The 12,151-nt window shown below is 57.4% G+C and carries 12 protein-coding genes; 1 reads left to right on the top strand and 11 read right to left on the bottom strand.

Annotation, left to right across the window (positions count from 1 at the left end; translation table 11 throughout):
• Positions 1-5: 5 nt before the first annotated feature.
• The 11 genes from INT32_RS09825 to INT32_RS09775 all read right to left on the bottom strand — a co-directional run bounded on the left by INT32_RS09825 (position 6) and on the right by INT32_RS09775 (position 11,610).
• The gene (locus INT32_RS09825; RefSeq protein WP_193088561.1) at positions 6-527 is read right to left on the bottom strand and encodes a gamma carbonic anhydrase family protein; all 522 of its coding nucleotides are present in this window, start codon (positions 525-527) and stop codon (positions 6-8) included.
• Positions 528-547: 20 nt separating this feature from the next.
• A complete protein-coding gene (locus INT32_RS09820) occupies positions 548-2,005 on the bottom strand; it encodes an AMP-binding protein (protein ID WP_193088560.1) in 1,458 nt (485 codons plus the stop codon).
• Positions 2,002-2,535, bottom strand: coding sequence for an RDD family protein (locus INT32_RS09815; protein WP_226816852.1), 534 nt, complete (start codon positions 2,533-2,535; stop codon positions 2,002-2,004). The genes INT32_RS09820 and INT32_RS09815 overlap by 4 nt, the downstream gene beginning before the upstream one ends.
• 11 nt (positions 2,536-2,546) lie before the next feature.
• Entirely contained in the window at positions 2,547-4,118 is a 1,572-nt protein-coding gene (locus tag INT32_RS09810) for a class I SAM-dependent RNA methyltransferase (protein WP_193088559.1), read from the bottom strand.
• Between the two features lie 11 nt (positions 4,119-4,129).
• Positions 4,130-4,549 (bottom strand): CopD family protein, encoded by a 420-nt coding sequence (locus tag INT32_RS09805; protein ID WP_193088558.1) that lies wholly within the window; start codon positions 4,547-4,549, stop codon positions 4,130-4,132.
• 6 nt (positions 4,550-4,555) lie between these two features.
• Positions 4,556-5,836: a glutamate-5-semialdehyde dehydrogenase gene (locus INT32_RS09800; RefSeq protein ID WP_193088557.1), complete on the bottom strand. Its 1,281-nt coding sequence runs from the start codon at positions 5,834-5,836 to the stop codon at positions 4,556-4,558.
• Between the two features lie 7 nt (positions 5,837-5,843).
• The gene (gene holA, locus INT32_RS09795; protein ID WP_193088556.1) at positions 5,844-6,905 is read right to left on the bottom strand and encodes a DNA polymerase III subunit delta; all 1,062 of its coding nucleotides are present in this window, start codon (positions 6,903-6,905) and stop codon (positions 5,844-5,846) included.
• Positions 6,906-6,910: 5 nt separating this feature from the next.
• Complete coding sequence (gene lptE, locus INT32_RS09790; protein WP_193088555.1) at positions 6,911-7,480, bottom strand: LPS assembly lipoprotein LptE; 570 nt, start codon at positions 7,478-7,480, stop codon at positions 6,911-6,913.
• Positions 7,481-7,498: 18 nt separating this feature from the next.
• A complete protein-coding gene (gene leuS / locus INT32_RS09785; RefSeq protein WP_193088692.1) occupies positions 7,499-10,156 on the bottom strand; it encodes a leucine--tRNA ligase in 2,658 nt (885 codons plus the stop codon).
• 150 nt (positions 10,157-10,306) lie between these two features.
• On the bottom strand, positions 10,307-11,008 hold the full coding sequence (locus INT32_RS09780; protein WP_193088554.1) for a LuxR C-terminal-related transcriptional regulator: 702 nt from the start codon (positions 11,006-11,008) through the stop codon (positions 10,307-10,309).
• A 248-nt stretch (positions 11,009-11,256) separates the two neighbouring features.
• On the bottom strand, positions 11,257-11,610 hold the full coding sequence (locus INT32_RS09775) for a hypothetical protein (RefSeq protein ID WP_193088553.1): 354 nt from the start codon (positions 11,608-11,610) through the stop codon (positions 11,257-11,259).
• Positions 11,611-11,850: 240 nt separating this feature from the next.
• Here INT32_RS09775 and INT32_RS09770 point away from each other — a divergent pair, with 240 nt between their 5' ends.
• Entirely contained in the window at positions 11,851-12,108 is a 258-nt protein-coding gene (locus INT32_RS09770) for a hypothetical protein (RefSeq protein ID WP_193088552.1), read from the top strand.
• Positions 12,109-12,151: the final 43 nt, after the last annotated feature.

Raw genomic sequence — 12,151 nt, 5'->3', positions numbered from 1 at the left:
CGAAATTACGTCAGGCGTTTAAGGCTGCTGCGATAGCGCTGGCCCTGCCATACGTAATGAGCAGTGTTTTTGTGAATATTGGCGATTTCGTCTTCGCTCAGCGTGCGTGCAATTTTGCCGATCCCGATAACCAGCGAGCCGTCAGGGATGACTTTGCCTTCGGTAACGATCGCGCCGGCGCCGATGATACAGTTTTTGCCAATGCGTGCGTTGTTCAAGACAATGGCCTGCATGCCGATAAGAGAGCCTTCGCCAATGGTGCAGCCGTGCAGCATGGCCTGATGGCCCACGGTGACGTTCCTTTCAATGGTCAGGGGAACGCCTTCGTCCACATGCAGCACGCTGCCTTCCTGGACGTTGCTGCCTTCCTTGATCAGGATAGGCGCGTTGTCGCCGCGAATGGCCACATTGGCCCAGACACTGACATTTTTTTCCAGGGTGACGTTGCCAATGACCGTCGCGCTGTCGAAGACAAAAGCGGTAGGGTCGATATTTGGCGCCAGTTCATCAATCTGATACACGGCCATGATGAATGTTTCTCCTTTTCCTAGCTGGTTACGCTATCGGTGTCGGCGTTGATGTCGGTGTCGGCATCGGCGTCGCGCCAGACGTAGCCATCCTTGTCAATGTGGCCGCGAATGGAGGTTGGAATCCACTCCTGTGGTTCGGCCTGCAGCGGATGGATCTGGGCGCCGGACCAATAGTGCAAGGCGACCGCCGGATCGGGGTAGTCGTTCTGGTCGGTCCTGTTTACCGCGATGAAACCCTTCTGGCCGGTTTTCAGTGGCTTACCGGCCTGGTCAATAACTGTGATCCGATGGCCCGGATAAACGCGGCCCATACTGCCCTGGCGAGGCGCCCATTTTTCCTGGCTTTCGCCAATAATATAGCCAAAGCCCAGCGGCGCGGCGACCACATTAATATCAACGTCAAAGCGCTGCTTGGCCCATTGGCCCAGCGACGGGTCGTAATCGGTGTCCAGGCAGCTGATGCTGCGGATGGCCAGCTCGAATTCTTCCAGCGTATCGGGGTATTCGCGGATGCGGCGCAGATCCTCGCCGGAAGCATGAATGTTGGTAATCTGGTAGTGCTCGAGCAGCGTAAACAGTCGTGGTATGGTGCGTCCGGCCGGGCAGCCGACGATGGACTTGCCGAAATACAGCGTGGGCAGCAGCGCATTGAGCAGGCCGTTGGGGCTGTTCCAGTCGTAGGAGGTCCAGAAAATATCGTTTGTTTTCGGAAACCAGTTCTGTGACGCGACAAAGCCCGGCAGGGTGCCGATCAGTGAGCTGTGGTCCAGCAGCACGCCGCGCAACGGTTCGTTTTCGACCGTGGCAGGATACACCAGAATGGCTGGCGTGGAGGCGCTGACCACATGGGGGGTGAAGGTGGAAGGTTGGCGCGCCAGCAGGGTACGCCAGGAAATGATCCGGTCATCATCGGTATGGATGCCGATAATCTGTTTGACTGGCGAATGATTGTCAACCGCAGAAATAAGTGCAGTAATGGAGTGCTTGTCGACCACTGCTACCCGTGCCTGCGAATCATGTAGCCTTTCGGCGTATTCGGCGTTGCTCAGGGAGGAGGTCAGGGGCACCACAATCGCACCCACGGTAAGTACTGCCAGCTGGGTGATTGCGCTTTCTGCCGAGTGCTGCAGCGCGACCGCTACGCGGTCCTGCGGTTGTACACCCATGCGAATAAAGCCGTTGGCCAGTTTATTGACCTTTTCGGACAGTTGCCCGTAAGTCAGTAGTGTGAGCTGCCCTACCTGATCTTCGAAATAAATGGCGACCTGGCGTGCTTCGTGAGGGCTGGAGGCCCACCGGTGACAGCAGGCATCCGCTATATTGAATACCGAGGGAACCAGCCATTCAAATGATTTATAGAGTGACGAATAATGATCGGTCATAAGGTGGCGTAAAGAATCGGGGGCGCTAAAGAAATAGGGCAGTGTGTGCAAAAATGATCCTGCCTGCTGCCCGGGGACTTCTGATTCTATCATTGAATCGCCGCCGGCGATAGGTCGACCAGACGAGTGCCGGTCAGCCTGTCATGCAACATCAGGCCGTCCCGGTCAAACCAGCTATAGACAAAGTTGAGAAAAGGCGTAAACACAATGAACAGAGTGATGGATGGCCAGCCCAGTGAGTTGGACGAGAGGTACACCAGATAGGCTCCCAGCAGCGGGATGGGCCAGCACAGGACATAGCGGAGCACGAGTTTGCCCAGGGAAGGACGGGTGCCTTGCCCGCTGACGAGCCGGATATTCCAGGTTTTCATGGGCAGTGTCTGTCCGTGTTTTCGCCAGCACAGCACAAAATACAGGCCTATGGCGACAAACAGCACGGCCTGGCGTGTGCCCAGAAGGGTCAGGCCGCTGCGGCTTTGCGTGAGCGTGTCGAAAATGTAATCGGCAAAGAAGACGACGCCGAACAGGAGCACGGCCTCGTACATCATGCAGGCAAACAGGCGCAAACGGGAAGGAGAACGGCGCGATAATAGCGCCTCGTCAGGAGAGGCAGAAGGTTTCATGCAGTTGGCTATCAGGGTTTACGGTAGCTTTCGGCGACCATTTCAAATGAAAACAGGCGGCAGTCAAGCGCCCCATTGTACAGTGGCGTACGGCGACGCGCTTTGAGGCGCAGTTTTCCGGGCAGTTCCAGGTCGCTGGAAATCACATGAACCTGCCATCCGGCAAATTGCTGTTTCAGGCAGGCGGACCAGTCGCGCCAGAAACCGTCGTCCTGTTGATCCATTCGTTCCCCATAAGGGGGATTGGTGACCAGCCAGCCGGCGTTTGTTGGCGGCTGCAGGTCCAGCGCATTGGCCCGGGCAAACTGAATGGAGTCTGGCGCCAGATTGGCGCGCTGCATGTTTTCGCGTGCGGCCTCCAGTGCATGAGGGTTCAGGTCGCAGCCGTATAGCGGGGTCTCCAGCTCCGGCGCGATGCGGCTGAGGGCATCCTCTTTCAATGCTGTCCATTGGCGGGCATCGGCATTGCGCAGCCGCTCGAAACCAAAGGGGCGGGAGATGCCCGGCGGCACGCCTTGCGCGATCCAGGCGGCTTCGATCAGAATGGTTCCGCTGCCGCAAAAGGGATCCAGCAGGGGCAGGGAAGGATCCCAGCCAGAGAGCGCCAGAATGCCGGCAGCCAGGTTCTCGCGCAGTGGCGCTTCACCCTTATCCAGACGCCAGCCGCGCTTGAATAGGGATTCTCCGGAGGTATCAAGGTACAGCGTGCCCGAATCCCGGGTCAGAAAAAGGTGCACCCGAGCGTCGGGCCGGACCGTATCGATGCTTGGACGCTCGCCTTCGCGATCGCGCAGGCGGTCACAGATGCCGTCTTTTGCCTTCAGATTGCAGAACATCAGGCTTTTCATGGGGCTCTGGATGGCCGAGGTATCAACCCGCAGGGAATGTTCAGCGCCAAACCAGCGCTCCCACGGGGCGTCGTAAGCCAGTTCGTAGATGTCGTCTTCCTTGAGCACCAGGCCGTGCGCCACTTGCACCAGAATCCGGGTTGCCAGGCGGGAGTACAGGTTGGCCCGCAAAATGCCTGCCCAGTCGGTTTCGAAGGCGCAGCCGGCACGTCCTTTTTCGACGTGCTCAAAGCCCAGCGCCTGCATTTCCTCGCAAAGCACTTCCTCCAGGCCCTGTGGGCACGGAGCAAATACCCTGAACGTTTCGGTCAGGCGAGATGAGGGGCGCGGCCGCGCTTGTTCGGATTCGTGCTGCGCGCGGGTGGCGCGATCTGCTGTTCTGGTCTGGGATCTTTTCCCGGTCAGGGGGGCGCCAGGGTTGAAGTCGCGTTTGCCGGCTGCCGGCCTGGGGCGTTCCGTGCGCATCGGACGATCGGTGCGATCAGAAGCGGCGCGGCGCGGTTCGTGCGTTTCAGCAGTCCTGTCGCTGCGCGCACCGGAACGATCCGTCGGCAACGGGCGTGCGGGTTTGGCAGGGGTTGTTTTTCCCTGGCCGGAACGCAACTGGCTCTGCGCCACGGCGCGAGCCCGCGCGCCAGAGCGCACCCTTGGTTTTTCGTCACTCTCGTCGGCTTTGCGCGGCGCACCGCTAAGGCTGAGTTTCTTGCGGCTTGGGGGTGTATTGTCATCGGTCATGGCTAAGCCTGTCAGAAAGGTTTGGTGACCACAAGAATGACCACCGCCAGCAGTAGCAATACCGGTATTTCATTGAACCAGCGATAAAAGACATGGTCGCGCTGGTTGCGGCCCTGTACAAATTTTCTGTAGATGCGAAAACAGGCGTGATGGTAGCCGATAATCAGCAGTACAAAAAGCAATTTCGCGTGCAGCCAGCCATTGGCAAGGCCGATTCGGTAATACAGCATGAGTACCAGGCCGAAAGCGACGGCCGGCACGGCCAGCATCGTGGTAAAGCGCAGCAGCCGTCGGGCCATGCCCAGCAGGACCGGATAGACCGGGCCATCCTGGGGCTGTTGGGCCAGGTTCACAAAAATGCGTGGCAGATAGAACAGCCCGGCGAACCAGGCGGTGACAAATACGATATGAAGTGATTTGATCCAAAGCATTTTATTTTACCCGCGCAATTGGCCGTTGCCTTCGAGCACCCATTTATAGGTTGTCAGGCCTTCCAGGCCGACAGGGCCGCGCGCGTGCAGACGATTGGTCGAAATCCCGATCTCTGCACCCAGCCCGTACTCGAAGCCGTCGGCAAAGACGGTGGGCAGGTTCACGTAAACGGAACTGGAGTCCACTTCCCGCTGGAACCGGTTGGCGGCGGACACGCTGTCTGTGACAATCGCTTCCGTATGGCCCGAACTCCATGTGGCAATATGCGTCATGGCCTCATCGATGGAGTCGACAATGCGAATGGCCAGAATGGGCGCCAGGTATTCCGTTGCCCATTCTTCATCTGTGGCGGCAGTGGCCTGCGGTACCAGTTGCCGTGTACGGGGACAGCCGCGAAGCGCGACGCCTTTTTCTACATAGGCGGCGGCAAGCCGTGGCAGAACCCGTTCTGCAATGTCCTGATGCACCAGCAGCGTTTCCATTGAGCCGCACACGCCGTAGCGATAGGTTTTGGCCTGAAAGGCAATGTCGTGGGCCATGTCAAGGTCGGCAGCGCGGTCTATATAGACATGGCAGTTGCCGTCAAGATGGCGGATCATGGGCACTGTGGCCTCTGCTTGCAGGCGCCGGATCAGGCCTTTGCCACCCCGGGGAATAATCACATCAACGTAATCGGTCAGGGTAATGAGCTGGCCGACAGCGGCGCGATCTGTGGTGTTGATGGTCTGCACCGCGTGCGCAGGCAAGCCAGCATAAGCCAACCCTTCCTGGATGATTTTTCCCAAAGCCTGATTGGAGCGAAAGGCTTCGCTGCCGCCGCGCAAAATAGCGGCATTGCCCGATTTCAGACACAGCGCGGCTGCATCGATCGTGACATTGGGTCGGGATTCATAAATGATGCCGATGACCCCCAGCGGTATGCGCATTTTCGAGACTCGCATGCCGTTTGGCCGAATTCGGGTTTCACTGCGGCTGCCTACCGGGTCTTCCAGCGCTGCGATCTGGCGCAGGCCGGTTGCCATCAGGCCCAGCGCTTTATCCGACAGCGTCAGGCGATCGAGCATGGCCGCCTCCAGGCCGTTGTCGCGGGCCTTTTGCAGATCCAGCGCGTTTTCGGCCTGCAACTGCGCTGCCTGGGTTTCCAGCGTATGGGCAATATGCAGCAAGGCTGCCGACTTTTGTTTATCGTCGGCGCGCATCAGCAGGCGGGCGGCGGCTTTGGCCTGCTGTCCATAGGCCAGCATTTGCGTATCAATATCGAGGTTTTTACTGGTTTCGGTTGTCATGATTGAATCAGTGAGAGGATGCGGTCACATCTGCCATACGCAGAACGAGTCGGGCCATTTCCTGCCAGGCGTCGGTCAGTCTTCCGTCTGCAGGAAAGCCCTTGAACAGACGATCAATGTCGTGGGCGTGCTGGATCAGCCCCATGATCTGGGAAAAGGGCAGCCGGTCCAGCGTATTGAGGATCAACTGATCCTTGGGCGGAAACAGACCGAGCTTGCGGGTCAGATTCCTGGGATTGTGTCCGTTCTGCCTTGCCTGGGCAAGTGTGTAAAGATTACGAATGTCATAAGTGAGCAGGCCCAGCACCATCGGCAACGCCTCGCCTTCGGCCTGCAACCCATGCAGCACCTTAAGGGCGCGCTGACCGTCGCCGCGCAAAATGGCATGACTCATGTCAAAGACATTATAGCGGCTCACATCCAGAACGGCATTTTCCACTTCTTCCAGCGTCAATTCGCCTTCGGGATATTGCAAGCCGAGCTTGAGGATTTCCTGATGCGCTGCCAGCAGGTTACCTTCGACCTTATCGGTAATCCAGGCCAGGGTTGCCGCATCGGCGTGCTGTTTCTGGCGTTTGAGCCTGCTCTGTACCCAGGCGGGCAACTGTTCGCGGCTAATGACCGGCGTATTGATCAGCACGGCCTGCTGCGTCACGGCGGTATACCATTTTGCCGAGGATATGGTCCTGTCTGCACGGGGTAGAATCAGGGCAACGGAAATATCGGTCAGTTCCTGCCGCGCCGCGCGGTTTGCCAGCGAGACCAGCGCGTCGCCGCCGGTTTTGCCGGGCTTGCCGGTGGGCACTTCAATTTCCATCAGTTTGCGATCGCCGAACAGGGAAATGGACTGGGTGTTTTCTTCTATGGCATTCCAGGGGCCGGTCGCCGTCAGACTGAGCGTGACCCTTTCGGTGTAGCCCTGAAGCCGGCAGGCTGCACGCAAGGCGTCCAGGGCTTCGTTGCGCAACAGCAATTCGTCACCGCTGATCACATAAAGCGGGTGCAACTGCGCATCCGGCTTACCCAGATCGGCAATGAAGCGTTCGTAGTTGGGGGTTTGTCCTGCCATCGCGCTTACCGGGCGAACTGCGCATCACCTGGCGTGCCCGCACCCTGCTGATAGCCCTGGATCACGTCATCAGAGCTGATGCGTCGTACCAGTTGCCCCACCATTTGCGCTTCCATGTCCTGGTAGAGTGTGACCATTTCCTGGGCCTTGGCCTGGGAATTGGCTTCGTCATAGGGCAGCGTGCGTGTCGAGGTGAGGGTGGACGGCGGAATCAGCAATTGACCGCTATTGGAAACCAGTTGAAAGGTCAGGCGCAGCGTCAGTTCGTACTCTTCGACCTGTCCCTGGGAGTTGAGCGATACTTCACGCTGTGACTGGACGCGCTCCAGTTGCGAGAGCACCACCTGTGCAGCCGACGCATTGTCGACAAATTGCAGCGATGGTGAACTGGCCTTCAGGGACCGACGCAAATAGGAACCAAAGCGCGAGTTGCTTTCAATATTGGTGTATATCGTGGTAAACGGCAACGGCTTTTCACCACGCAACTTGAAGCCGCAACCGGCCAGCACCAGGCTGAGCAAGAGGGCTGCCAGCAGGGCCTGATGCCAGCGCAAGAAAGAGAAAGAGTACACCATGGTTTTCACCTGCTGAAATTAACCAACAATATTGACAAGTTTTCCGGGAACCACAATAACACGTTTCGGCGGGCGTCCTTCCAGGAATTTTTCCAGCGATGGATGGCTTCTGGCGACCGCTTCGATATGTTCGCGATCTGCGCCATTCGGTATCTGGATAGAGCCGCGCAATTTGCCATTGATTTGCAGCATGAGTTCAATTTCATCGGCAATCAGCGCGGCTTCGTCCACGCTGGGCCAGGGCGCGTCAAGAAGATCTCCGTACTGCTGCACGTAACCCAGCTCGTTCCACAAGTGCCAGGTGATATGCGGCACAATCGGATACAGCATGCGAATGAGGATCCCGGTCACTTCGCGCAGGGCGGCATTTTCGAGCCCGCCCTCGGGCAGTGCTGCATCGTCAATGGCGTTGAGCAATTTCATGTTGGCCGATACTACCGTATTGTACTGAATACGTTCGTAGTCATAGTTGGCCTGGCGCAGCAGCGAATAAGCCTGCAGACGAAGATGCTTGACGGCCTTGCTGGCCTGGGAGAAATCGCTCGCCTGGGCCGGTGCTGCCAGAATGCGCGCTTTGAGGCCGTTTGCAATAGACCACACGCGTCGCAGGAAGCGATGCGAGCCGTCCACGCCTGAATCGGACCATTCCAGTGTCTGTTCCGGTGGGCTGGCAAACATGACAAACAGCCGAGCCGTGTCGGCGCCCATCGTATCGATCAGCGCTTGCGGGTCTACGCCGTTGTTCTTGGATTTGGACATGGTGCCCACGCCGCCGTATTGGATGGCCGAACCGTCGCGGTTGAGGGTGGCGCCCGTAATGGCGCCTTTATCGTCGTAGGTATTGGTAACCTCTTCAGGCCAGAAGTATTCGACCGCGCCCTGCGGCGTGCGTCGCGAATAGATATGGTTCAGTACCATGCCCTGGCAGAGCAGTTTGGTGAACGGCTCATCGAACTTGAGCAATCCCAGGTCGCGCATAACCTTGGTCCAGAACCGCGCATATAACAGATGCAATACTGCGTGTTCAATGCCGCCAATGTACTGATCCATGGGCATCCAATAATCATTGCGCTGGTCTACCATTGCACTGTCGTTGCCGGCAGAGGTATAGCGCATGAAATACCAGGAGGAATCGACGAAGGTGTCCATGGTGTCGGTTTCACGCCTTGCCGGTTTGCCGCAAGAGGGGCAGGAGCATGACAGGAAACTTTCGTCTTTCGCCAGCGGATTGCCGCTGCCATCAGGGATCAGATGCTCAGGCAGGCGCACGGGCAGATCGGCTTCGGGCACCGGGACCGGTCCGCAGCTTTCGCAGTGGATGATTGGAATGGGGGTGCCCCAATAGCGCTGGCGGGAAATGCCCCAGTCGCGCAACCGCCATGTAGTCTGTTTTTCACCCAGGTCTTTTTCGGCCAGGGCAGCGGCCACGGCGTCGACCGCCTGGCGATAATCCAGGCCATCAAACTGGCCGGAATTGACCACGCGACCCTGCTGCTTGTCTGCGTACCAGTCCTGCCATTGGGTATTGTCAAACGGTTTGTCGGCGACCTGCACAACCTGTCTGATCGGCAGGTCATATTTGAGCGCAAAGGCAAAATCACGTTCGTCATGGGCCGGCACGCCCATGACTGCACCATCGCCGTAGCTCATGAGTACATAGTTGCCCACCCAGACTTCAATGGCATCGCCGGTCAGGGGGTGGATAACGGTCAGGCCGGTTGGCATGCCTTCTTTTTCACGGGTAGCCATTTCCGCTTCGGTTGTGCCGCCAAGCTTGCATTTTTCAATGAACGCGGCCAGTTCCGGATTACCGACGGCGGCATGGGTTGCCAGCGGGTGTTCGGGCGCGATTGCGCAGAACGTGACGCCCATGATGGTGTCCGGCCGGGTCGTAAATACAAACATGCGACCGTTCTGGATCAGTTGGTTTTGGTCGTCGTGGATGCCATGCGTAAACGCAAAGCGTACGCCTTCGCTTTTCCCCAGCCAGTTTTCCTGCATGAGGCGCACCCGCTCGGGCCAGCCTGGCAGATTGTGCGTTACCTGGTCCAGCAGCTCTTCTGTGTAGTCTGTGATACGCAAATAGTAGCCCGGGATTTCGCGCTTTTCGACCAGTGCGCCTGAGCGCCAGCCGCGACCGTCGATAACCTGTTCATTGGCCAGCACGGTCTGATCCACCGGATCCCAGTTCACCACCTGTGTTTTGCGGTAGGCAATGCCTTTTTCCAGCATTTTGAGAAAAAGCCACTGATTCCATTTGTAATACTGTGGGTCGCAGGCACACATTTCCCGAGACCAGTCGATGGCCAGCCCCATCGCCTTCATCTGTTTTTTCATGTAGGCGATGTTGTCATAGGTCCATTTGGCAGGCGGCACCTTTGATTTGATGGCGGCATTTTCTGCAGGCATACCGAAGGCGTCCCAACCCATGGGCATGAGCACGTTGAAACCGCGCATGCGCAACTGGCGAGTCATCATGTCGTTGATCGTGTAGTTCCGGACATGACCCATATGCAGTTTTCCGCTAGGGTAGGGCAGCATGGAGCAGGCATAGAATTTGGGCTTCTCGTTGCCATTTGCATCTTTGGCGTGTTCTGTCACAAGATAGGCGTCACGCTCTTGCCAGTTTTGCTGGGCGGAGTGTTCAAGGTCGGTAGGGTGGTAGTGATCCTGCATCATAAGTTCGCACAATAAGGGGACGCAATCTGTTGCGGGCCGGCAAACGGAAGAGGCGGCACGGTCCGGCGTCCGGAAACAATGGGGTTAACCCGCTATTATAGATGTTAGCCGGCCGAACCGTGGGCAATGAACGCTGAATATGAAATTCTATGAGGGGATCATACCGGCGATAAATGCGCTCATTGCTGCGCTATGCCGGTTTTGTGTATGGGTTTTATCCAGGATCTGTTTCGTGTGGTAATTGACGGTATGGGAGGAGATACCCAGAATATGGGCAATATCGTCATTGCTCTTGCCGTCGGCGATCCATTTGAGAATGTCGGTTTGCCGTGGCGTCAGGTTGATGCCCAGTTGCTGGCGATGGCGTCTGGCCAGGATCAACTGGCACAAGTGCTGCAAAGCATAAATCACCACCTGGTATCGGGCAAGCTCATCGGTCAGCTCCTGCTGCGTGATCGGACGGCTCAGCCGGATCAGTGTCAGCACGGCGCCGGTGTTGCCCAGCAGATTGGTGCCCGGGGCGAACAGGCCGTAGAAATTCCGGTGTTCTCTGGCGGCCAGCTCGGGATGGATGGTGTAAAAATCTTTCAATTCCCAGATCAGGCCGGCTTGCCGTTGCATGACGGCGGGAATGATGGTGTCATGAATCAGATGCCGATCGTCCAGCCGGATCAGCGCGTCGGGGATGGTGCCAAGATGGTAATAGCGGGGCGTGGTAAAGGGCGTGGGATGCCTCTGGATATAGTCAAAGCAGTCAAAGTCCAGCATGGCAAGTGCCCGATTGATAAGTGCGAACTGTGTGGCTTCGTCCTGAGCGAGCATGAATGTAGTGTTGTCAACGGCGGACATGCCGACCCCCTTTATTCAAATACGGAGTCCTGATCGTATCGGAAAGGGCGAAAATTCAATGGTCGATATGTGCAAGAAGGGATAAAGTTATCTGCTCAGAGGCACGTATTCATTGCCGTCAGGTGCAACAGGCCAGGCGTCTGCAGACAGACGTGGCTTGCGCATGCACGCTGCAGACAGGTCTCACGGAAAGGGGCTCGCAGAAGGCGTTCGCTGGCAGCCCCTTACCGGTCGGGAAAGAGCGGCGGTTAGTTTCCGTCGTACAAATCGGCTTTTTCCCGAGGCGCAGCCTCGGCGGGCGCCTGTGGATCATAGATCACGGTGCTGGTGCTTATGCCGGTGCCTACGCCCGCACTCGCACCTGAGCCGATGCTGGTGCCCACGCCAACGCCCACACCCGCGCCGGCTGAAACCCGTCCGCCGTGACCGACGCCGACGCCGGCGCCGACAGGCCCGATGCCCGTGCCAAGGCTGATGCCGCCGCTGCCGATACCCAGTGACAATCCGCTGACCAGCGGTACGCTGACCCCGAAACCGGTGGAGCAGCCACCCAGCAGCATGGCGCCAACAATGATGAGGGTGGTTTTAAGCGTGTTTGACATGTAGCGCCTTCGGTAATGCCGTATGAGCATGAATAAACGAAAAAAGAGATAAAAATCTAGCACACAACGCTGCGATAGCTGTTAAAACAAGTGCAATTTTTTGCAAACAGTGTAATAAATGCAGGCAGTGCGCTTGCATTAGCCGTTCATGCCTGAGGAGACCGGGTTATGATGCGGCAAGCACGCATCATTTGACCCGGGAGTGCGCATATAATACCCGGATGACACCAAGGAGAGTTAATGATTCGCCATTCCGTGATACCGGTTGTTGCTGCCATTGTGTTGTCCGGTTGTGCATCAACAGCGATTTATGACCAGAATGATCTGCACTTTATCCTGCCGTGCAAAACGGATACCGCGGCATGTATGACAAAAATGGAGCAATCTTGCGCCCAGGTCAAGGGACAGGTCATGTCACGCAATGTCGTTCAGGAAGAACTGCCTGTCGTACAGGTCATTTGCCGACCCCCGGCTAAAAAGAAACCGCAGGCTGAATAAGCTGCGACGTCTGGTTGCCGCCGGCATGTCAACACGTGGCACA

This window comes from Advenella sp. FME57 (assembly GCF_014897675.1).
Taxonomy (GTDB): Bacteria; Pseudomonadota; Gammaproteobacteria; order Burkholderiales; family Burkholderiaceae_B; genus Advenella.
Note: the sequence above shows the minus strand (reverse complement) of the source record. Positions and strands in the feature narration are given on the sequence as shown.